We start from the raw sequence: 23,046 nt of genomic DNA on the forward strand, positions 1-23,046 counted from the left end.
GAGGAGAGATGTGCTGTGGAAGTTAGAACGAAAGAAGCTTATTTGGTTGGCAAAATAGATATCCGTGCCGCTGGTCCGCGCTGCAAAATGCTCCTAGGCGACCTGAACGGTGACGGTCGCATGGAGATGCTGCTTGTGCATCCCGACAACCGGCAGGATGTTCGATATATTCCCCATCAGGTGCAATGCCTGACGGCAATTGATCTGGAGGGCAATGTGCTATGGCAAACAGGCAAGCCAGATGCAGGAGCTGGCAGTGCGGGATCGGACTATCCCGCACAGATCGCTGACATCGATGGCGATGGTCAGTTAGAGGTTCTATGCGTGATGGATGGGCGTTTTCTCATCCTGAACGGGGGGACTGGTGAGGTGAAAGCTTCGTACGAGCTGCCGAGTGAGCATGCGCATGATTGCATTATCGTGGCGAACTTGACGGGCGGGGCTTATGCCAGTGATATTATTTTGAAGGATCGTTATCACACAATGTGGGCGTTCGATCTTCATTTTAATCTACTATGGACACACGAAGGTAATCCAGGGCATTTCCCATGGGTGTATGATTTGGATGGCGATGGCAAAGACGAGGTCATGGCTGGTTATGATTTGCTGGACCATGACGGTCAGAAGCTGTGGAGCTGTCGGGATCTTGATGATCATGCAGACTGTATATGGGTCGGAGATGTGAATGGGGATGGACATCCGGAGCTTGTAATTGGCGGAAGTGTTACAGTGATGTATGATCGTTTTGGCAAAGAACTCTGGCGTTACGAAGGTTCTATTGAATCGCAGCATATCGCTCTGGGCAGATTCTGCAGTGATAAACCAGGGTTACAGATTGCTGGACTGGATCGTCTCGTTCGTGAGGATGATGGGAAAGGTTTTAAAGGGAAAGATGCGCTGTTTCTTCTCGACAGCGAAGGTGTTGAGATATGGAAGGAAGACCGTCAAACGGACGGTTGGTTAACCATTATCGAGCCACTCCGCGGATGGGAAGCGGGTTCTGCCGATCTGATACTTGCCTACCGTAGAGGAGGCGGGGTTTGGCCATCTTTGTATGATGGTGAGATGAACGTTGTTGTTGAATTTCCGCTAAATGGATATGCCGTACATGCCGATGTATGTGGTAGTGGGACGGAGCAAGTCATTATTTATAATGATGACACGGCAGCTATTTATGCAAGTGGACCGCTTGCATTGGTTGAAGGACTATCCGGCACACAACTGCCGCAGCCCAAACGCTTGTCCAGCTCAACCTTATATCCAGGCGGTGAAATTCCGTTGTAACGTTAGAAGAGGAAGGGAATCTACGATGACACACGCATTAAAGTTCGATTTCGGGGTGGGGAACCCGGAGGCGGGCTACACCAAGATTACGCCGTATAGCGAGTATGGAGTATCGACTGGCTATGGTTTTAGCAATGTGAAGAATGTTCATGCCAAGGATCGAGACGAGCCTGGTGCATTGCGTAGAGATTTCTGTATTCCGTTGGATACGTCGTTTCTGGTAGATGTTCCTGACGGGACGTATCGCGTTTCGATCCTGTTAGGCGATGAAATCGCTGAAACAGAAACGACGGTCACCACGGGCGAAGGAAGGATGTTGCTTCATAAGCAGCGTACATCTGCGGGACATTTTGCGCGTGCGAGCTTCTCGATTTGGGTCACGGATTCGCAACTGAAGTTCACATTCACAGGTAGAGCACCGCGCATCAATGCGTTGGAAATTGAGCCGATGCCTACAGCTTGTACGTTGTTTCTAGCAGGAGATTCAACCGTGACCGATCAGCCGTCAGATGGCTATCCGTATGCGGGCTGGGGTCAAATGCTGCCACTGTTCATCAAAGCCGATGCAGCGGTAGCTAATTATGCTTTGTCGGGTCGGAGCTCATTGAGTTTTATCGGTGAAGGTGTATTGGATACGATTTGGAGCAAAATTAAACCCCATGATTACCTGCTTATCCAATTCGGTCATAATGACCAGAAGCCGGACGAAGCGCGATATACGGAGCCATTTTCCTCTTACAAGGAAACGCTGAAAATCTACATCGACGGTGCCCGGGCGCGTGGCGCATACCCGATTCTGGTCACATCCGTGCAGCGTCGGTTCTTCGAAGAAGATGGCACATTGCGTGATACACATGGTGACTATCTGATTGCGATGCGCGAGTTGGCAGCGGCGGAAGAAGTACCTTTGATCGATCTGGCTGCAAGCAGCAAGGCATTGTTTGAAGCGCTAGGACCCGAAGGAACGAAACGGCTATTCATGTGGCTTGCGCCAGGTGAGTTCATGAATTTCCCGGATGGCGTAGAAGACAACACGCATTTTCAGCAGTTGGGCGGGATTGAAGTTGCGAAGCTGGTTCATGCTGGCTTGAAGGACTTGAAGCTGCAGCCGCTGAGCTTGTATTTGCGGTGAGGCTGTGCCGTAAGAGCGGGGAAGGCTAAGGCAGAGTGAGAGCGAAAAAGGAGCTAAGCGCGTATGCGCTTGGCTCCTTTTTTGGTAGTGTCGCGGCCACCAAGCAGCGCCAGAATCTTCGCGGCCACCAAGCAGCGCCAGAATCTTCGCGGCCACCAAGCAGCGCCAGAATCTTCGCGGCCACCAAGCAGCGTCCGATTCATTGCTGCCACCAAGCAGCGCCAGAATCTTCGCGGCCACCAAGCAGCGTCCGATTCATTGCTGCCACCAAGCAGCGCTAGATTCATCGCGGCCACCAAGCAGCGTCCGATTCTTCGCTGCCACCAAGCAGCACCAGAATCTTCGCCGCCTAGCTGCGCTCGAACACCTCCTCCACCCCCGCGCCTCTCGCACTGAAATCCAGCGTCAAAGATGCAAAAATACATCTATTTTAAGCGAAAAAGCTTAAATTTGGTGAATTAATGCAAATGTGCAGGCTTTTGCACCAAAAAGAGCCAAAAAGATCTAGAACCCCAGAAATACCTGCATATTCGCAGGCATTTCAAATAGAAAGGATACATACATCCCAAAAGGATGTACTTTTGCATCTTTGATGCTTCCACAGCGACACGACCTACACGAACACGAACATGAGCACAGCAATCTGTTTGTAATTTGAGTGGCAGGTACACGTGCCAATTCAAAAAAGAAGGCCTCCCGCCAAATTATGGCTTATGGGAGACCTTCTTTTGATTATTGAATGTTGATTTTCGTAATTGTGGCTCCTGTGCCTTGTAGGGTAATAGGACGGTTTTGTACCAAATTTGAAATGTTGCCTGTAATCGTTACACTGGATGATACGTTGTAGGTCGTCGTCACGTTGCTGCCGTTCGTACCGGTTTGATTGATTGTGATGGTTGCCATTTTGCCTTGATTCGTAAAGGTTACACTGTTAAATGTCCCAGAAACACTGAAGTTCTGATTGTTGCCATTGGTAAGCTGTGTGACCTCGGCATAAATGGCTGAGTTATTGTAGGAGCGGAGTTTGACGACATCGCCGGACTGAAGTGCTGAACCACTTACCTGAACGCCGCTTCGATAGACGAAAGCTTTGTCATTCAAGGGAATCGCTTGAGCTTGATTGCCACTTACAACAACTAGGAGGCTGTTTGTCGCCGAAATGATGGTCCCGGTGAGTTGGTTAATAGTAGGCTGTGTAACAGCTGTGCCATCTGCGCGATTTAGTACTTCGGCATGCAGGATAACGCCGTTATAGTAATGCGCTTTGATGACTTGGCCTGGCTGTAATACGCCGCTCGTTGTTTGCGTGCCATCCAAGTAAATGGAGGTGTTCGCATGAAGTTGCAGGCTGTAAGATTGGCCGCCGCTCGTTAGTGTAATGGCATTATTGTTGAGCGTCCCCGTAACAGTTCCAGTCAACTCGCCTGTCGTCGTCAATGGTGACACACTCTTGGTAACTTCAATGACGGCTGCCGCACTATTGTAGGCATAGGTTGTCAGGACATCGCCAACCTGCAGTGCGGATACGGTCGTAAATGCACCGTTTTTGTATACAATCGTCTGACTGCCAAGTGGAATGCCTTGAAGTTGAGTAGAAGTAGTTACCAGCATGGTGTTATCGCTAATCGGATAAGACAACGTACCTGTAATCGTCGAAGCATAATTGGTTGGCGTGCCGCTGGTGCCCACTGGCTGTGTTACTTCCACATAGCTGACGCCATAGTTATAGGAACGCGTGCTCACGATGTCACCGACTTGTATGCCAGAGGCTGTGGTTTGCGATCCGTTCCGGAAGTAAAGCACGTTGCTGTTCACGGGTAGTGAAATGGTTTGCCCATTCGTTAACAGGGTAAGTGTATTCCCTGTAATCGCGCTGGTCACCATGCCAGTCTTCACGCCAATGGCCTGTGTAGGCGTTGAGGGATTACTACCGCTTGGCTGTGTGACTTCAATATAAATGATGTAGCCATCATTGGATCGAATCTTCAGGACATCACCTGTTTGCAAAGCAGATGGGCTGACTTTAGCGCCGTTCCGATAAATAAACACATTAGGATCCAAGGTCAGATTAAGGTTCTGGCCGTTCGTACGTACGGTCAAAATATTGCTATTGACTGGTGCTAAGACGGTTCCTGTTACAAGACCGTCAATATTATTTGGTAATTGATTACCTGCCCGATCCAGCAAAGCAGCAATTTGTGCGCGAGTTACAAGCTGTTTGGGACGGAATGTGTTATCTTCGAAACCATTCACAAGCCCTTTGTCGACAGCAACTTTGACATAGCCAACGGATCCAGCAGGAACGCTCGCTGCGTCCGAGAATGAAAGCCTTGCATTCATATTAGCTTCAGCTTCGTCCTGAAGTTTCAATGCTTTGACTAGGAGCGTCGTGGCCCACAACCGATCTGCTGGCTGATTTGGATTGACATTCGTATCGGACTCGGCGAATAGGTCATTCTCTAGCGCTACCGCAACATATCCGACAGCCCAGGAAGGCACACTCGCTGCGTCGTTGAAATTCAACTTGGTTGCTTTCTCTTCGGCTGATTCAGCTTGATCGCGAAGCCCCATTAGTCGAACCGCTGCCGTAATTGCTTCTATGCGAGAGACCGTTTCTTGCGGTTTAAAGGTACCGTCAGGATACCCATCGAAAATGCGTCTAGAGACTAGACTCATGATGTAGTTTAAAGCCCATTCGAATTCTTTACCTTTGATATCTTTGAAGTCGAACTTGATTGCCGCAGAAGGGCGTTTGTCAAAGGATTGGCGTGAGTTGTTGGAACGATCATCGTCTTTGTGGTCGCGACCATTCTGTGCGAAGGCCGTAGTTCCCGTAGCCATCACAAGTGTAAGGGCTAACGTGGGTACAAGCAGTTTTTTCATGCGCGAATGCTTCATCTTTTTCTTCTCTCCTTAATAAAATAAATGAGTAGAAAATTGCGAATATGCTGATCTTGCTTACGATGTTAAGCTAGTTACAGTATACGGAAATTGTTGGGTTTTTCTGGGTGTAGATTTGTAAATAAAGGAAATTAATTTTCGTCGCTTCATATCATTAGCTTGGTTGCGCTTACGTGATCTACCGGCTATATAGAAGTGGATTTTCAAAGATTCTGACGATAACCTCGGTCTTATTTTCAAAAATAAGTAATATATTTTTCTTAAAACCTCATTGAACGAGAAGGAAAATAAAGCTAAATGAAGTAAGTATTAAATTGGGAAACATTTTGGTCTCAACAGGTAGTGCCCACGCCTTTCTCACCTGACACTATTCCTAGCATAGTATGTAGGAAGGTGGTGATGAAAAGTGACTAATACACTGGATGGGTGGATAATTTACACATTTTGGGGCATTTTTGGGTTTATGCTGATTGATTTTATTATCGCGTTCTTCAAATCCTTCTGGGAAGGCTCCTTTGGTCCTACACTCGTGTTAGGTTATTTGAAAGATGTCCTCTACTACGTGCTGCCACTGACTGTACTATTGTCTATGACTGCCTTTGATCCTACAGGTTGGATTATCGTGATTTTTTACTTCCTATGCGGTCTCGCTGTGATGATCAAGTACGTGCTAGATATCGTTAAAAGATTCCAATAGTGTCTTTGCTGAGGTCCTGCTTAAGCAGGGCCTAGATATGAGTTTTTCATAGGGATATTCAAACTTTATCATATGAAGGAAGTGTAGCCATGAGGAGATATCAATGGATTAGATGGCGAAAGTTAATCCTCTGGCTTATAGCCATTGCCATGCTTTTTGGTGTGTTATGGGCAGGTGGGCCAACCGCTTGGGGGATTGCGATTAGTATTGCGACATTATTAATGCAACTGGTTTTCGCAATGGCCTTTATGATTATTCAGTTTGTTGCACTCTTCTGGTTCCTAGCGAGAGGGCGAACGTACTGGATTCTGCCTGGAGAGACGGGATCGACATGGGATGATTATCGTGGAAATCCCGAGATTGTGGAGAATGCGAAACGAATCGTTACCTTGTTAAAAGGAGTCAAGGAGTTCAAGGAGATGGGCGGCGAAGCAATTCGCGGATTGCTGCTCTGCGGACCGCCGGGGACCGGTAAATCCTACTTGGCTCAGGTTATTGCGAATGAGGCACAAGTGCCGTTTGCCTATGCTTCAGCGCCAAGTTTCCAAAACATGTTCTTCGGTGTTGGTAACTTAAAGGTTATGGGTATTTACAAAAAAGCACGCAAGCTCGCTCGCGTCTACGGGGCATGTATCATCTTTATTGACGAGATTGATGCCATTGGGATGAGTCGTCAAGGCGGTGCTGGCGGTGGAATGATGGGCATGATGGGGATGGGCGGCGGTTCAGGCTTACTGAACGAGCTGCTCCTTCAGATGGACCCTCCTAACATTGACACGTCCAAGATTGTAAAGATGCTTCGTTCACTCGGTCTACGCCGTAAAAAAGCAGAAAGACCTCCCGTACTAACCGTAGCAGCAACCAACCTGCCTGATGTACTGGATTCAGCTTTATTGCGACCAGGTCGGTTCGATCGGCAACTGTGGGTAGATGTTCCTGACTATGACGGTCGGGTTGATATTTTCCAATACTATTTGAAAAAAGTCAAGCTTGATGAAACCTTAACCGCAGAGAAAGCTGGTCTTGATTCCATTGGATACAGCCCTGCGCAAATTAAACATATCGTCAACGAAGCTGTCGTTATTGCCCATCAACGTGGGGCGCAAGCTGCCAGTTATGAGGATTTCCGTGCCGCTATGGAAACGTATGAGTGGGGGCTCAAACAACCACTCCGCTCGATGCGTGATGATGAGAAGCGGAATGTCGCGTATCACGAAGCAGGTCATGCCGTGGCACAGTTCCTGCTTAAGCCTCACGAACGTGTTTGGAAAGTGACCATCGTTCGGCGTGGCGGCGCTCTTGGACTTTCGGCTACGAAGGAGACGCATGAGCGTTATAATCGAAGTGATTCTGAGATGCTGGCAGAGATTCAGGTTTGTCTAGCAGCTCGTGCGGTAGAAGATGAATTTTTGCACAAGAAATTAAATGGGGTCACTTCTGACCTTCAACATGCAACTCAAATTGCAGGTGCATATCTCGGAATGCTCGGGATGGGCGATGAGCTGTTCAGCTTCTTGGCGGTCGGTTCGCGAACGGATGGACTCAAAGCGCTGCGCCCACAAATCAATGAGCTTCTCAAAGAACAAATGCTCGAAGTGAAAAAACTCGTACTCGATTATACGGATTTCGTTCATAAGATTGCGGAAGAGCTGTTGAAACGGGAAGATTTGACCGGTGATGAAATTGAAGAGATTTTCACGGAACTGTATGGGGATTCGCGTCCTAGAGCAATTGAAGTGAAACCTGTGGCATTGAAAAAGCTAGCCATGGAGAAATCGTTAGTTGTCATCGATGACATGGAAGAGGATCTCAAGGATTCTTAATTTTCTAATTGATATGGAAAAAACTTGGCGTTGCCTCCTTTTTGGCTATTGTGGTCGGAAGGGGGCAATTTGCCATTGGTAGGGTAAGAGATCGATAGCAGCTATCTAGAGACGAGAACAAAGGAGAATTCGATCATGGATTATGATGCAATTGTAGTTGGAGCGGGACTTGCGGGCTTAGTGGCGACAGTGGAAATCGCGGATGCGGGCAAAAAGGTGCTGCTGCTGGATCAGGAACCAGAAGCTTCCTTTGGCGGACAAGCCTGGTGGTCATTTGGCGGTTTATTTTTAGTGAATTCCCCCGAACAGCGTCGGCTTGGAATTAAGGACTCTTTGGATCTAGCTTGGCAAGATTGGCAGGGTGCTGCTGGCTTTGATCGTGTAGACGACGAGGACTATTGGGGCCGCAAATGGGCGGAGGCCTATGTCGAGTTCGCTGCTGGGGAAAAACGGGAATGGCTGAATGCCATGGGGATCCGTTTCTTCCCAGTTGTCGGATGGGCGGAACGTGGCGGCTACTTAGCGGAGGGGCATGGCAACTCGGTACCTCGTTTCCACATTGTGTGGGGGACAGGCCCTGGCATCATTGCCCCTTTTGAACAACGGATAAGGGAACATAGGAAGCAGGGGCGCGTCGACTATATGCCCCGGCATCGTGTGAACGAGCTTATTCAAAGCGGCGGGGCCATTACTGGTGTTCGCGGTTCCGTACTTGTGGCTAGTACAGCCGCACGCGGGGAAGCGAGTTCGCGTGAGGTGCTGGGGGAATTCGAATACCATTCGCATGCGGTGATTGTCAGCAGTGGAGGTATTGGCGCTAATCACGAATTAGTCCGCCAATATTGGCCGAGTCGGCTGGGTGAAGCTCCCAAGCGGATGCTCTCAGGCGTGCCAGCCCATGTCGATGGTCGCATGCTCGCCATTACAGAGCAATCCGGAGGTCGAATTGTGAATCGGGACCGGATGTGGCATTACACGGAAGGAATCAAGAATTGGAATCCCGTGTGGCATAAGCATGGCATTCGTATTCTCCCAGGTCCGTCGTCATTATGGTTGGATGCGCGAGGTCAGCGCTTTCCTGCACCTAACTTTCCGGGGTTTGATACTTTAGGCACGTTAGAGACGATCCAGAAGTCTGGTTACGACTATTCGTGGTTTATTTTGACGCAAAAAATAATTGAAAAAGAATTCGCCTTGTCAGGCTCCGAACAGAATCCCGATTTAACGGGAAAAAGCATACGCAAAGTGTTGTCCAGAGCACTGCCAGGAGCAATGGCTCCGGTGCAAGCTTTTATGGATAAGGGAGAGGATTTTGTCGTTGCTCCGACATTGGCAGAGCTAGTCGCTGGTATGAATGCAGTGACAGGGGAGACATTGCTTGATTTTGAGCATATTGAACGGCAAATGAAGGCAAGGGATCGCGAAATCGCGAACACCTTCACGAAGGATCTGCAAATCACTGCCATTCGAGGCGCGCGTAACTATATTGGTGATAAATTAATTCGTGTTGCGAAGCCGCATCGTATGCTGGACCCTGCGAATGGACCGCTTATCGCGGTGCGATTGAATATTGTTAGTCGCAAAACCTTGGGAGGCTTACAAACGGACTTATCCGGTCGTGTTCTGAATCAGGCGGGTGAGGCGATTCCTGGCCTGTATGCTGCTGGAGAGGCAAGCGGCTTCGGTGGCGGCGGGCTACACGGGTATCGTGCGTTGGAGGGGACGTTTCTCGGAGGCTGCTTGTTTACGGGGCGCGTTGCTGGGAGAGCTGTTGTGAAGGAGCTGGAGTAAGGAGCTGTGAATGTAGGTTTATAAAAATATCTAAATGAAGTCCGCGTAAATCGCGGACTTTTTTGACTTATAAGAATTTAAATGTTTTGGGTTTTGGGTTCCCATTCAGCATCTCGCTATGAGCAGAGAACTGCAAAAATACATCTTTTTTAAGGAAAATAGACCGTTTATCGAGGAATTGCTGCGAAAATACATCCTTTTTTACCGATATTATATAAAATGGGTAAATATGGTGGAAAAAGATGCATAATTGCATCTTTGCTATTAGAATACGACTATTCTAGTGGAAAAAGATGTATATTCGCATCCTTTTTTCAATTGGATACTGCGGTTAGCCAGTTAAATACAGCGGTGCAAGTCTTTCACGCCGCTGTTATCCAAGCTGGCATCCCGACTGCACTGGGCGCGGCAATCACTGCGGCGCAGCAGATACTTGATAATGCGAGCAATTACACGCAGGATCAATTGGATAATGCAATACGTGCATTTATCGGATGAATAAAAACAGCGGTAGAGGAAGACTTTATTTTCAAGTCTTGGTCTGCCGCTGTTTCTTTTACTAGTTAGCGTTCATTGCACTCACACGCAACTTACTCAAATCAACGCGGTTCCCAGTCGGGTCACTAATATACACCGTCACTTGCTCGCCCGCGCGTAGATCGAAGAAGTTGTCGCTGAAGCGGAGATTACCCTGAGGGAGATCCAGCTTCACCATTCGCGCATGTGCACCAATAGCTGTGATTTGCACAGCTTGCGTATCGGCATCAACTTTTACGCTGAGTGAAGTCGTAGGGAATTGCAGGTCCTTCTGATCGCGCAGGTAGTGGAGATTAGTAGGCGCAGCCCAGTCGGTCGTATGCACACGGACAACAACTTGCTCGGGAAGTGCCCCGTTTAAGATGGCAGCTTCTGGCAAACGTCCTAATTGGATCGCCGTGTTTGCCCCGACAGCAGCTTCGAACGCGTGCGTGAACAATTGCTCACCGGAGAAGTTATACACAGTTACGTGCACCTGTCCTTTTAGGGCTAACAATGTATCGTTGACGGCCCAAATCGCTAAGTCCTGCCCAGGCTCATGATCGATCGAGAGCAGCAGCGGGTGATAGAACTTGGTCGCATAGTAGAAGGAAGCCTTCGGCAACAATTCATAATCAATGAGCGACCAGCTTGTACCTGGCCAGCTATCATTTAATTGCCAGATGAGTGACCCGCTCGTACGATGCTTGTTCCGACGGTAATGCTCAATGCCATACTTCAGGCCTTCCGCTTGTGTCAGCATGGAGAAGTTCATATACTCCTCAATGTTGGTCGGAATACCGGTATATCCTTCCATCAGGAGAATACCCTTTTGATGATTCGTGTCTTTATTGCGATAAGCCATTTCCACACTGTTCCAGTAGAATTGGCCATTTGGTATGTTTTTCTCTAACGTGTACCGATTAGCTGAGGCATGCATACCGAATTCGCTGCTGAAAAGCGTGAAGTCTTTTTTGTAGTTTTTAAAAGTGACACCTTGAATACTGTAATCAAGCAAAGGCACATCACCAAATTGACGCGGATAAACGGAACCATGCCATACCTGCCAGTTGTGGCGGTCGCCTACCTCAGGATCGTTGGCATCATTGCCCCCAAATGGGGAAGATGGCCAGTAAGCGCGACTGTCATCAAGCAGCTCAAGTGCATCAGGAATTAGCTCATGGTAAATGATTTCCCCGTAGAACGGACAGTTGATGTCACCGCCAGCGGATTTCATATCGTAGAGCCAGTCAATTTCATTATTCCCGCACCACAGTGCAAGGGAGGTATAATTGCGCAAGCGCTTGATGTTGTAGATGACCTCACTGCGGACATTCTCCATGAAATCACGGTTAAAATCAGGGAATAACGCATTCGCGAAGGCAAAATCCTGCCAAACCAGAACACCACGCTTGTCGCACTCCTCATAGAAGACATCCTTCTCATAAATGCCGCCAGCCCACACGCGCAGCATATTTTGATTGGAAGTAACAGATAGATCGATGAGATCTCTGTAGCGTTGATCTGGAATGCTTCCGATGAAGTGATCCGCTGGGATCCAATTCGTGCCCTTCGCGAATAGTTTGACACCATTTAGCACAAAAGCAAAGGCATTCTGGCCCTTATTATCAAGTAATTGCAGTTCGATTGTCCGGATACCAAACGGTTTGCGATACGAATCTACTTGTTCGCCGCCGGCATACAGAATCACTTCAAGCTCGTACAAATATGGATTGCCAAGGTCATGTGTCCACCAAAGTTGTGGATCAGTGACCTGTAAAGTAAATGAGCCAGATGTCTGCACATTCCCTTGCGCAGCAGCAACCACTTGACCAGCTGCGTCAAGTAAACGAATGTCACACGACTTCTGTACACCTTTGCGAAGTGTCGTCACATCGACATCGACTTGAACTTCCGCCCCAGTCCCACTAATCGTGCGCGTTCTTGCAAAAACGCTGTCCAACTTAGCGCGGCGGTAACGTTCAATAAATACTTTGCCCCAGATCCCCACTGTGACCATGCGCGGTCCCCAGTCCCAGCCGAAATTCATCGCTGCTTTGCGCAACCAAGGGCGCTCTTTCGTATAAGAGGACCATTGGAACAATTCTTTGTCCTTATTATGCAGATGTAAAGGATCAAATTTAACAGCAATTGAATTCTTACCATCCTGAATGACGCGTGTAACATCAAAGGTATGGGCCATGAGCATGTTGCTGGTTGTCCCGATTTCCTTCCCATTTACATAGATCGTGGCAAACGTATCAAGACCCTCAAAGGTGAGTTCATGCTTCTCTTTCTCGTCTTTCGCATCCCCTAAGGAATAATGGAAAGAGTGTCGGTACCACCACTCTTTTTGCTCGATCCATCGGCTTTTCGCATCATTATGACCGAAGTACGGATTCTCAATAAGCTCTCGTTCAATTAGTGCCGAATGAACATCCCCTGGTACTTTAGCTGTAATCCAAAAACGATCGTCTAACCATGCTGCCGCGACATCAAGTGGTCTAGCTTGACCTACTTCGAACTGTTGCAAACGCCATAAGCCTGATAATTCCATCTGTCATTTCTCCTCTTACACCATGTTTGTTTTAAAATTTAGGAGGCGGAGCAGCAGGATGAAGAACTGCTTCCTCTCTGAACTCACTTGGCGTTTTGCCAGTAAATTTTTTGAATACTTGACTGAAATATTTAATATCTTCGAATCCCACTGAGCTTGCGACATCAGCTATTTTGGCAGGAGAGACGGTCAGGATTTCCATGGCACGATTAATCTTTTGCCGTGTCACATAGTCACCAAACGTAATCCCAGCTTCCTTTTTAAAAACTTCGCTCAAATGATTCGGATGCAGATGCACATGCTTAGCAACTTGCTGTAAACCAACATCCCTCCCCAAATTCTCATGGATGAAGGCCATTGCTTTCTGCGTATGTGTGACTTGTCCCTCACCTAACCGATGATGGTACAACTCCATAATGGTCAATAGATACTGAAACAACGCATCTTTCAGCACGATATCCCGCTTAACGACGAAGCCGGTATTTATATTATCGAGCGCTCGGAGACGACCCGTTGCTGTTAAGACACGTTCTAACCAACGATGTGCGGAGAGGGCAGCAGAGCGAACCAAGGATTCAAGGGATTCAATGGTCATGTGCGGGTCGCTCAGTTCCGATTGCAAATAGCGCCCAACCCAGCTCTTCAATGCGACGGAATCATCTTCCAGCAAAATCGAAGAGAGCTCTAGCTCTTCCTCGTGGGTACAGACCGTTTTACCGCCTTTACGCCCAACGATGTCCGAATAAATAAGAATAGATTCATCAAGGTGATGTTTGTAGCTAAATGCATAGTCTGCCGTGAGATAGGATTTATATAAATCTGACTGCTGATGGACGACCTCGCCGACAGATATACTAACTTTGCATTTGAGCAGGCGTTCGATCTTTTGTTTGGCCGAATCGGGATGATCGAAGAAGTCGGAAGCACTTGTTTTCGGAAGCGCCACGACAATTCTCTGCCTGTAGATCAAGGTTTCACATTGCAAGATATCGTGCAGCATATTATCTACAGCGAACAGGAGCAAGGAGGTTTCGGAGGAGGTTTCTCCCCAGCCTTCCGCAGTGACCACGTAAGTTTGAAATTTAGATTGAACATGGTCATGTGTGAGGAACAAAAGGGGGAGATAAGCGGTCAGCATCTCTTCATCGACAGCCGCGGATTCCCCTTCAATGATCCAACGCTCAAACAAACGATTACGAACTTCTTTGTTCTTATACAGATCTTGGTTGAGATGCTTCCATTTATCCTCAATGCGCTGTTTGACTTGGAGGACAGTTTTCATAATCTCTTCCGGTCGACTGGATTTCAAGAGATAGTCACTGACACCTTGTCGAATCGCTTGCTGTGTATACATAAAATCATCGTAGCCAGATAAAATAATCGTCTCGATGTCCGGCAGGAATTCTTTCGCCTTTTGCGCTAGTTCTAAACCAGTCATTTGCTTCATTCGGATATCGGTCAAAAGAATATGAGGACGCTCCTCTGGTATACGGCGAATTGCCTCTTCAGCAGATACAGCTGGTTTCAGCAGTTCAATTCCAATTTCCTTCCAATTAATGACTTTCGCCAAGCCCGTTCGGATGATGACTTCATCATCAACGATCAAGATTTTCATGGTTATCCTCCAAAACTGGAATCGAAAATGACACACAGGTTCCTTCATGCAATCGACTCTCGATTTTAATCCCCGAATCAAGCCCATAATGCAGCTGTAAGCGCTCATGCACATTTCGCAATCCGTAACTGGCATCGCTTCCCATCGTTCCCTCAGCAGGGTATAAACTGTTCAAAACCTCATTCAACCGCTCTGCTGTCATCCCCATGCCATCATCCATCACTTTGACATACATCATTTGACCCTTCTGTTCGACGTAGATGGAGATGGTGCCAGGCTGTTCTTTCATTTGTATGCCGTGTATCATCGCATTTTCAACTAAGGGTTGAAGCAGCAATTTTAACATGAAAGAATCATTCAAACGGGTATCAACGACATAATCGACCGTAAACTCATCGGGAAAACGGATGGATTGCACTTGAACATAATTACGAATATGAGCTAGCTCCTGCGAGACTTTGCAATATTCTTTGCCTTTATTCAAGCTGAAGCGTAAAAAGTCGCTTAATGCGCCTACCATCTCAGCAATGCGGTTTTCTTCATTGAGCAATGCGATCCAATGGATCGAAGACAGGGTGTTATATAGAAAATGCGGATTAATTTGTGCTTGCAGTGCACGCATATCGGCTTCTTTTTTACGCGTTTCATTATGGATGAGCTGCTTTTTTAAGACTTCGATATGGGTGCTTAACAGATTGTAACTGCCAGCGAGGCGACCAATTTCATCGGTTGAATAGACGGGATAGTACGGCAAAGGTTCATTTGGATTGACGGTCGAAAGTAAGCGAGTCAAGGATCCAAGAGGCGTCGTGACCTTGCGAATAACGAAAATCGTAAGTAAGACATTCGTAATGACCGAAAGTGCAACAGCTACGGCTGTTAATTGCAAAATATACCGATTCTGAGCGCTATACAGCTTCGATGGAATAATCCCAACGATTGTCCAGCTAAGCATAGGTTCTCGATAAAATAAAATACTCTGTTGGGATGTGCCCATCCCTGAAGTCCAAACGCCGGATGTAGGACCTTGAATCCGCTCATTTAAGCCAGGAAACAAGGTGTCTGCCGCTTGCGAGAGCCAGCCTTTGGAAGTCGAAGAGATGATTTCATTGTGTTCATTCAGCAAAGCGACTTGACCATAACCATCTGCCAGCTGGGGTGTGGACCAAATGCGCGACAAGACTTGTTCATCCACACTGATCGATAGCCACCCGAGCGTTTCGTAGGTATTCAAAGCACGGATGGGACGTACGAAGGAGAATACTTGTCGATCCCCCAAATAATTTTCGATGTGATATAAGCCCGTCCACAGTTTGTCCGTAACCTGTTTCATCGTGATCTCTTGATTCAAACTCGATTTGTAAATCGTGGTTGTAGAAAGAGGCGTCGTGGTCTTGTTGGGATATAGGGTGATATTGGAAATATAATCTTTGGTGTACACCAGATTCGTCATTAGGCCTAGGATTTGTGCTTGTGCATCCAAGTTCTCATCCGTGCGCTTCAAATACGATTGAATATCACGCTGGCCGATGAGGAAAATGGATATGTTCTCAACATCCTTCAAGATGAACTTAAATTTGGCGTCCATTTGCGCGAGCGAATTCAAGCCTGTTTGTTGTGTTTTATCCTGGGTAATATCCGATGACGTTGTGAAAGCAAAGGTGCCCAGAAACAAGAGAGGGATTAATGTTGTTACAAGCATAATGAAGGATAGCTTACGCTGTAAGGAATAGCCAAACCACTTGCGTAACATAGGTCATCTCCTTACTCGTTGTCTGGCGGCTAGAAGCCAATTAACCTTTTACTGCTCCCGCGGTCATCCCTTTCATAACCTGCTCTTGGAAAGCCAAGTACACAGCGATTGTAGGAACAACAGCGATTGTCATAGCGGCGAGTGTTAAGCCGTAATCCGTTTGGTAGCCGTCTGCGAAATTTGCAATACTTAATGGTAACGTTTTGAGGCTGCTTTTGCTAATAAAAACAAGTGCGAACGAGAAGTCATTCCAGAAATGCAGGAAACTTAAGATGACAACTGTCGATAGTGCTGGTAAGGAGATAGGCAGCATGATACGCCAAAATACGCCCCAGAGTTTTGTACCATCGATATAGGCTGCTTCTTCGATTTCTTTGGGTACCGAAGCCAGATAAGCGGTAAGTACGAAGATAGCTGTTGGCAATGCGAAAGCGGTGTAAGGCAGTATGAGTGCCCAATACGTATTTAGCAGTCCAATTTGCTTCATGAGAATAAACAAAGGAACTAGCGTACTATGAATAGGAATCAGCATCCCTACAACGAAGAACGCAAGGATAATGCCTTTGAAACGAAATTTGAGACGAGCGAGAACATAGGCAGCTAGAGAACTCAAAAACAGCGTAAGTGCAAGTGATACTAGCGATATAATGACGGAATTGACAAAAGCGGTGCTCATTTTGGACGCTTGCCATGCCGTTACATAGTTAGAAAACTTCCACGCTTGGGGCAAGCCAAACGGATGGTTAAAGAATTCGCTATTCGTTTTAAATGAGGAAATAACGAGCCAAAACAAGGGATATAACGTGAGGACCGCATAGAGGGTCAGGAACGTCCAGAGTGCACCTTGTTTCCATAAACGAAACGAGAACTTACGGGTTGTCGCGGTTGAATTTACTTGAATTGGAACAGAAGACATTGTCAGCTTCCTCCTTTCACTATACTTTGGATTTACGACTTGTTGCCCATTGGCTAATACCAATGAAAATAAGGCTGATTAAGACAATTGTTGTCGAAATGGCACTACCAAACCCATAACGGTACGAGGAAAATGTTGAATTATACATATACGTAGCGAGAAGTTCGGTCGCATGCGCAGGTCCACCCTTCGTCATCACATACACGAGATCAAAGGATTTCAAGCTCCCAGAAATACATAGGATAATAGCAATTTGTACAGTACTCCACATCATTGGCAGGGTAACTGAAAATAATTTGCGAGCGCCTTCTGCGCCATCGATCTGCGTAGCATCATGGATTTCACCAGGAATATTTTGAAAAGCGGAGATGAAAATAATGAGATAGAGACCGACAAAACTCCAAATGAGAGGAGGGGCTAATGCAAAAATGGCGATCTTAGAATCGGATAACCATTGCAGCTTCCAGGATGCTAAACCTAGCTTATCAAGCAGCAGATTCAAAATACCGATTTGTGGATGATAAATATATTGCCAAATCATACCGATGACGACGGAAGACATAACCATCGGAACGAAGACGGCAGAACGAATGAATCGTTGCAGCGCGTTGCTTTTGTGAAGCAGAATGGCAAGGATAAGTGCTACTGGAAGCTGGCCGAAGACAGCAACAACTAGAAAAATAAGGTTGTTCTTTAAGGATGTCCAAAAAATAGGATCATGAATAATTTCTACATAGTTTTTCAAACCGATAAACTTGGCCGCACCAATTCCTTTCCAGTCGAAAAAGCTATAGTATCCTGACCAGAGGACGGGGACAAACACAAATAAGGCATAAACTAAAATCGCAGGGGCAAGGCTCATAATGACAAACCTGCGTACGTAAGCTGCATTCATCAATCTCACTTCCTTCATGTATGAAATTAGCCAGCCCTGCCACAGATGTGGAGGGCTGGTTGTACGATAACCTATTATTTACCTAGTGAAGCAGCTTGTGAATCTTGAATTTTCTTAGCGATTGCTTCGGCGTTTCCACCCATTAGCAATTCTTGTAGTCCGTTGTTGATAACTTCAACTGCAGCAGAGCTTAATTTAGCATCGTAGACCGGCGTGATTTTGGTCTTTTTCATCAAATCGTTAAGTTCTACGAATAACGGATTTGCTTTGGAAGGATCAAGCTCGATTTTGTAACTAACAAGAGTGGAGCTGTTCAATGTTGCTTGCTGTCCATCAGGACCAGACAGTGCGTAGAATAATTTCTGAGCTGCTTCTTTTTTAGCGCCAGTTAATTTTTTGCTCACACCTAGACCCGTACCAACAACACCGGAAGTGGCTTGCGCTTCACCTTTACCACCTGCAACAGTAGGCATTAGTGCGATGTGCGTGTTAGCAAGCAAATCTTTAGGTGCGTTCTGAACGACGTCAGCCATTGCCCAACCACCATCAATGAACATTGCTGCTTTACCTTGGTAGTACAGCTGTCTCATTTGATTTTGATCGATACTGTTGAAGCCATCTTGGAACGCTTTCGCATTGCTTAGCTCTTGCAATTTTTTCAACGCTTGAACAAATTCTGGATCTGTAAACTTGACGCCTTCTTGCTTAGCAGCTTTAAGGAACCAATCGGAACCCGTCATACGGTCAGCAAGTCCGCTGAAGATCGTCGATTGTACAGCCCAGTTCGCTTTGTTACCCAGTGCGATTGGAATGATTTTGTTATCGTTGAACGTTTTCACAGCAGCCATAAGCTCATCCCATGTTTTCGGAACAGCGACTTTGTACTGATCTAACAACGCTTTGTTGTAGTAGATAAAAGAAGTTGGGGACAAGTTCATCGGCACGGAGTAGATTTTGTTATCTACCGTATAGCCATCTAGCGCACCTGGAATGAAATTGTTTTTCCATTCTGGTTTGCTATCCAAGAACTCGTTGATCGGTTGAAGCAGGTTACCACTTACGAATTCTTTCGTCATAGCGTCTGGCCACATCACGAACAAGTCTGGCATTTCATTCGCTGCTGCAACGGTTTTCAAACGAGTTTTCAAACCGTCTGTAGGCAGACCTTCGATTTCCAATTCAATATCTTTGTTTTGAGCTTGGAAATCATCAAGAATTTTACGCATAGCAACAGCTTTCGCATCTTGACCAGACCAGTTGTGCCAAATGGTCAGCTTTACTTTTCCACCGGATGTACCTTTATCTGTAGTAGCAGCTTCTTCCCCGTTTCCGCATGCGGATACAAGCACTGTTGTCGCAAGTAAAGCTGTAGAGATTAGAGTTAGTTTTTTCATGTTCGACCTCCTGATTGATTGACTCTACCTCATTCTAAAGATTTTCTTTGGATTCGTAAGGTGAACAGGATAAGGACCAGGGTAGAAAATGATCGGATGTGATCATCTATTTATAAGCATATCCATAAGTAGGGTAGAATAAGGCAAGGTGGCAGCTCTAAGTAAAAATATCCCAATACCTTAAATAACTCTCCTAATCTCCTTAAGTTTACCGCTTTCATTGAATGCGGTATTTTTCTATGATTAAGGTATCAACTACGAGACAGCATCCTACTTTGCAAGATGAGAGGGTGATCGGAGAAATTATGTAATCGCTTACCAAATGCATTTGAATCAGGGTTGATCGGTTCTAATCCAAGGGAGGTATACAATGCGTAGTTTCAAGAAAATGGTTTCATCCGTATCCATGATGGCAATCGTTCTTAGTTTGTGGAGTCCTAGCGTTTCGAATGCAGCAACACCAATTGCTGATGCCAATTCATCCATTTTTGGTCCCAATGTGTACGTATTCGACCCCGATATGCCTGCAGCTGACATTCAGAGTGCTGTAAATGCGGTATTCACAAGACAAGAGTCCAATGAATTTGGGACGGAAAGAGATGCCTTTCTTTTTAAACCAGGAACGTATAATGGGAATTACTTTATTGGGTTTAACACACAAGCGTCAGGATTGGGACGGAATCCAGATGATGTGTTGATCAATGGTGGATTGAATGTGAATGCGGATTGGGATAATGGCAATGCCACACGTAACTTTTGGCGAGGTATTGAAAATTTGAGCATTAATCCAACCTTTAATTACACACCACCTGCGCCGGCTCATTTCTCAGCAGGTACAACGCAAATCGCTGTTTCACAAGCGGCACCACTCCGGCGATTACATATCAAAGGGAAATTAAATTTGTTCGATTTTGATGCGGGTTGGGGTGCTGGATGGGCAAGTGGCGGATTCCTCGCGGATTCCATCGTAGATGGTCAAGTAACACCGGCTTCACAGCAACAATGGTTTTCGCGAAATAGTCAGTGGTCCAGTTGGTCGAATGGGGTTTGGAACATGGTCTTTGTCGGTGACAAGAATACGCCGACAGGCAACTTCCCGGATCCGCCTTATACGGTTGTGGAGAACACACCAGTCATTAGAGAGAAGCCGTATCTCTACATCAACAACGCAAATGAGTATCAGGTATTCGTTCCTTCGCTGACTCAGAATACCCAAGGTGCAAGCTGGGCCAATGGTCCAACACCCGGAGATTCCATTGGGATCGATCAATTCTATATTGTTCGCGCCGACGTTCCTGCAACAACAAGTGCTGCGAATATCAATGCTGCTTTGGCGGATGGCAAGAATTTGCTATTCACGCCGGGAATTTATCACATTGATGATACGATTCGTATCAATCGTGCAAATACAGTTGTGCTGGGCATCGGGATGCCAACACTTATTCCAACAACAGATAAGCCAGCGATGACCATTGCCGATGTCGATGGCGTGAAGGTTGCTGGGCTGTTGTATGAAGCGGGGCCCAATGCAACCTCATCCTTATTAGAAGTTGGGCCAGCTGGCAGTTCAACGGATCACTCGGCAAATCCAACTTCGTTGCACGATTTATTTTTCCGCACAGGTGGAGCAGTCGTTGGTGAAAATAAAGCGCAGATGACCATTAACAGTGATGATATTATTGGTGATCATTTCTGGATGTGGCGTGCAGACCATGGTGCTGGTGCAGGCTGGACGGAGAACGTTTCAACTAATGGACTTATCGTAAATGGCGATGATGTTACCCTCTACGGCTTATTCAATGAGCATCACAATGAGTATCAAACTCTATGGAACGGGAACGGCGGTCGCGTTTACTTTTATCAGTCTGAGATTCCGTATGATGTTCCGAATCAAGCCGCATGGATGGACGGAAGCAAGAATGGTTATGCCTCGTATAAAGTCGCTGACACCGTCACGACACATGAAGCTTGGGGCTTAGGTGTGTACTCCTATTTCCGAGATGCAGCGGTGAAGCTGGACAATGCCATTGAGGTACCAGATGCACCAGGGGTGAAAATCCATCATGCAACAACCATTTGGTTGAATGGTACGGCAGGAAGCGAAATTACACACATTATTAATGGTATTGGCGGTCGCGTGTATGGTACATCGGGCAGTTCTCAAAGGCAAACGCTTAACTTCTATGGTACGGATGCTGGTGATACAGTTGCGCCAAGTGTGCCTACGAATCTGGTTCTTAAAGAAACAGCAGCGTATGATCGTGTCAAAATAGGATGGACTGCATCGACAGATAATCTCAATGTGACGGGCTATGAGGTGTATCGAGATGGTACGCGCATTGGTCAAACTACAACGACGGAATATTTGGATACGACGGTAAAACCACTAACGACTTACAGCTACACAGTGAAAGCCAAAGACGGCGGAAACAACTTCTCCGCACTCAGTTCAGCGTTAAGTGTAACTACGCCAAAAAGAGCCCTGGACCGCTCGACATGGACAGTGACATCAACATCTGCAGATCCAGCTGCCCATCTCATTGATGGTGATTTGGGAACGCGTTGGAGCGCAGGCAAGCCGATGTCGCCTTCGCCTGAGCAATCATTCACCATTGATATGAAGGTGGCAACAACGATTAATAGTATTGAGATGGACTCCTCGGGCAGCAATAATGATTTTGCGCGCGGATATGCGATTTACGTATCCAATGATGGTGTCACATGGGGAAGTCCAATTGCAACGGGAGCTGGTACGAATAAACTTGTGACGGCTGACTTTGCACCACAGCGTGTTCGTTATTTCAAAGTTGTGCAGACGGCTGCGAATGCTAGCTGGTGGTCTGTCCATGAAGTGAGAGTGTATGGCGCTATTCCACCTTCAGCAGTCATTGAAGGCCCACCTACGGTTACAAGCGGGCAATCCTTTGATACGACAATAAGTTTGACTGATGTGGTTTCCAGCGTGTATGCACAAGATATTCAATTGACTTATGACGCCAGTCTGCTTGTTTTTGACTCGGTAGAATCTTTAAACCCTGCAATTACGATTATTGGGCAAAAGAATGAAGGTGGACATTTGCGCATTCTGACTGCGAATTTGTTGAATGGGGATGTCAACGGACCTTTGATGACCCTGCATTGGCGAGCATTAGCACCAGCAGACAATGTGAGCACAACCATCTCGTTGGACAGTTTAGCCCTAGCAGATCTTCAAACAGCAACGAATCTTGCCCCAGATTCTCAATTGATTCTGGTCAAAGCGATCATTGATCTGACGATTCTGAACAGTAAGATCGCAACCGCTCAAGCCATCTATGATGGCGCTGTGGAAGGATCAGCGAGTGGTCAGTATGCGGTAGGGTCGAAAGCCGTCTTGTTAACGGCGATTGATGCTGCACGAAGTGTGGCGGCGAATCCAAGTGTGACGAAGGCGCAAGTCACACAAGCTATAGCTAATCTTCAACAGGCATTGGATGACTTTGACGATAAGAAATTCAGTGGTATGGAAGGCGATCTAAATAATGATGGCATCTTCGATATCATTGATTTGGCAAATGTAGCTGCAGCTTACGGTAAGACATCTGCAGACACGGATTGGGCACAGTTTAAGAAAGCGGACTTTAACAAAGATGGCAAAGTGGATCTGGTTGATTTGGCAGCAGTAGCACAACGTATTTTGCAATAAAAGTCGTTAATCAAGCTTAAACACGCCCGTTATGATACGTTTCGTATAGTTTCATGGCGGGCGTTGCTTTCTTTTATAAGATTGAAT

Annotated in this window: 15 protein-coding genes; 7 read left to right on the forward strand and 8 right to left on the reverse strand. The window is 46.6% G+C overall.

Annotated elements, in window-relative coordinates; all coding sequences use genetic code 11:
* The first annotated feature begins 87 nt into the window (after positions 1 to 87).
* Positions 88 to 1,284, forward strand: coding sequence for a hypothetical protein (locus AC58QT_RS00355; protein WP_497408066.1), 1,197 nt, complete (start codon positions 88 to 90; stop codon positions 1,282 to 1,284).
* 25 nt (positions 1,285 to 1,309) lie between these two features.
* Positions 1,310 to 2,416, forward strand: a complete 1,107-nt coding sequence (locus tag AC58QT_RS00360) for a rhamnogalacturonan acetylesterase (RefSeq protein WP_497407256.1) — start codon at positions 1,310 to 1,312, stop codon at positions 2,414 to 2,416.
* A 53-nt stretch (positions 2,417 to 2,469) separates the two neighbouring features.
* Here AC58QT_RS00360 and AC58QT_RS00365 read toward each other — a convergent pair whose 3' ends face one another.
* On the reverse strand, positions 2,470 to 2,841 hold the full coding sequence (locus AC58QT_RS00365) for a hypothetical protein (protein ID WP_497407257.1): 372 nt from the start codon (positions 2,839 to 2,841) through the stop codon (positions 2,470 to 2,472).
* 307 nt (positions 2,842 to 3,148) lie between these two features.
* Positions 3,149 to 5,314, reverse strand: a complete 2,166-nt coding sequence (locus AC58QT_RS00370; protein WP_497407258.1) for an S-layer homology domain-containing protein — start codon at positions 5,312 to 5,314, stop codon at positions 3,149 to 3,151.
* Positions 5,315 to 5,723: 409 nt separating this feature from the next.
* Here AC58QT_RS00370 and AC58QT_RS00375 point away from each other — a divergent pair, with 409 nt between their 5' ends.
* The 4 genes from AC58QT_RS00375 (at position 5,724) to AC58QT_RS00390 (ending at position 10,126) form a co-directional block, all read left to right on the forward strand.
* Positions 5,724 to 6,014 carry a hypothetical protein gene (locus AC58QT_RS00375; protein WP_497407259.1) on the forward strand — a complete coding sequence of 97 codons (291 nt, stop codon included), beginning with the start codon at positions 5,724 to 5,726 and terminating at the stop codon, positions 6,012 to 6,014.
* An 89-nt stretch (positions 6,015 to 6,103) separates the two neighbouring features.
* A complete protein-coding gene (locus AC58QT_RS00380) occupies positions 6,104 to 7,837 on the forward strand; it encodes an AAA family ATPase (RefSeq protein ID WP_497407260.1) in 1,734 nt (577 codons plus the stop codon).
* A 135-nt stretch (positions 7,838 to 7,972) separates the two neighbouring features.
* Positions 7,973 to 9,628 (forward strand): FAD-binding dehydrogenase, encoded by a 1,656-nt coding sequence (locus AC58QT_RS00385; RefSeq protein WP_497407261.1) that lies wholly within the window; start codon positions 7,973 to 7,975, stop codon positions 9,626 to 9,628.
* A 258-nt stretch (positions 9,629 to 9,886) separates the two neighbouring features.
* A complete protein-coding gene (locus tag AC58QT_RS00390) occupies positions 9,887 to 10,126 on the forward strand; it encodes a hypothetical protein (protein WP_497407262.1) in 240 nt (79 codons plus the stop codon).
* Positions 10,127 to 10,187: 61 nt separating this feature from the next.
* Here AC58QT_RS00390 and AC58QT_RS00395 read toward each other — a convergent pair whose 3' ends face one another.
* The 6 genes from AC58QT_RS00395 to AC58QT_RS00420 form a co-directional block, all read right to left on the reverse strand.
* Positions 10,188 to 12,701: a beta-mannosidase gene (locus AC58QT_RS00395; RefSeq protein ID WP_497407263.1), complete on the reverse strand. Its 2,514-nt coding sequence runs from the start codon at positions 12,699 to 12,701 to the stop codon at positions 10,188 to 10,190.
* A gap of 31 nt (positions 12,702 to 12,732) precedes the next feature.
* The gene (locus AC58QT_RS00400) at positions 12,733 to 14,316 is read right to left on the reverse strand and encodes a response regulator transcription factor (RefSeq protein ID WP_497407264.1); all 1,584 of its coding nucleotides are present in this window, start codon (positions 14,314 to 14,316) and stop codon (positions 12,733 to 12,735) included.
* A complete protein-coding gene (locus AC58QT_RS00405) occupies positions 14,297 to 16,069 on the reverse strand; it encodes a sensor histidine kinase (protein ID WP_497407265.1) in 1,773 nt (590 codons plus the stop codon). Before AC58QT_RS00405 ends, AC58QT_RS00400 begins: the two co-directional genes overlap by 20 nt.
* 40 nt (positions 16,070 to 16,109) lie before the next feature.
* Positions 16,110 to 16,985, reverse strand: coding sequence for a carbohydrate ABC transporter permease (locus AC58QT_RS00410; protein ID WP_497407266.1), 876 nt, complete (start codon positions 16,983 to 16,985; stop codon positions 16,110 to 16,112).
* Positions 16,986 to 17,004: 19 nt separating this feature from the next.
* Positions 17,005 to 17,880 carry a carbohydrate ABC transporter permease gene (locus AC58QT_RS00415; RefSeq protein WP_497289326.1) on the reverse strand — a complete coding sequence of 292 codons (876 nt, stop codon included), beginning with the start codon at positions 17,878 to 17,880 and terminating at the stop codon, positions 17,005 to 17,007.
* Between the two features lie 74 nt (positions 17,881 to 17,954).
* Positions 17,955 to 19,274, reverse strand: coding sequence for an extracellular solute-binding protein (locus AC58QT_RS00420; RefSeq protein WP_497407267.1), 1,320 nt, complete (start codon positions 19,272 to 19,274; stop codon positions 17,955 to 17,957).
* A gap of 370 nt (positions 19,275 to 19,644) precedes the next feature.
* Here AC58QT_RS00420 and AC58QT_RS00425 point away from each other — a divergent pair, with 370 nt between their 5' ends.
* A complete protein-coding gene (locus tag AC58QT_RS00425) occupies positions 19,645 to 22,959 on the forward strand; it encodes a pectate lyase-like domain-containing protein (RefSeq protein WP_497407268.1) in 3,315 nt (1,104 codons plus the stop codon).
* Positions 22,960 to 23,046: the final 87 nt, after the last annotated feature.

This window comes from Paenibacillus sp. J31R109, from assembly GCF_059692055.1.

Coding starts and splice junctions, on each gene's coding strand:
- AC58QT_RS00420 (WP_497407267.1), bottom strand. CDS start 19,274: ATGAAAAAACTAACTCTAATCTCTACAGCTTTACTTGCGACAACAGTG.
- AC58QT_RS00400 (WP_497407264.1), bottom strand. CDS start 14,316: ATGAAAATCTTGATCGTTGATGATGAAGTCATCATCCGAACGGGCTTG.
- AC58QT_RS00370 (WP_497407258.1), bottom strand. CDS start 5,314: ATGAAGCATTCGCGCATGAAAAAACTGCTTGTACCCACGTTAGCCCTT.
- AC58QT_RS00360 (WP_497407256.1), top strand. CDS start 1,310: ATGACACACGCATTAAAGTTCGATTTCGGGGTGGGGAACCCGGAGGCG.
- AC58QT_RS00405 (WP_497407265.1), bottom strand. CDS start 16,069: ATGTTACGCAAGTGGTTTGGCTATTCCTTACAGCGTAAGCTATCCTTC.
- AC58QT_RS00415 (WP_497289326.1), bottom strand. CDS start 17,880: ATGAATGCAGCTTACGTACGCAGGTTTGTCATTATGAGCCTTGCCCCT.
- AC58QT_RS00395 (WP_497407263.1), bottom strand. CDS start 12,701: ATGGAATTATCAGGCTTATGGCGTTTGCAACAGTTCGAAGTAGGTCAA.
- AC58QT_RS00365 (WP_497407257.1), bottom strand. CDS start 2,841: ATGTATTTTTGCATCTTTGACGCTGGATTTCAGTGCGAGAGGCGCGGG.
- AC58QT_RS00385 (WP_497407261.1), top strand. CDS start 7,973: ATGGATTATGATGCAATTGTAGTTGGAGCGGGACTTGCGGGCTTAGTG.
- AC58QT_RS00410 (WP_497407266.1), bottom strand. CDS start 16,985: ATGTCTTCTGTTCCAATTCAAGTAAATTCAACCGCGACAACCCGTAAG.
- AC58QT_RS00380 (WP_497407260.1), top strand. CDS start 6,104: ATGAGGAGATATCAATGGATTAGATGGCGAAAGTTAATCCTCTGGCTT.
- AC58QT_RS00355 (WP_497408066.1), top strand. CDS start 88: ATGCTCCTAGGCGACCTGAACGGTGACGGTCGCATGGAGATGCTGCTT.
- AC58QT_RS00425 (WP_497407268.1), top strand. CDS start 19,645: ATGCGTAGTTTCAAGAAAATGGTTTCATCCGTATCCATGATGGCAATC.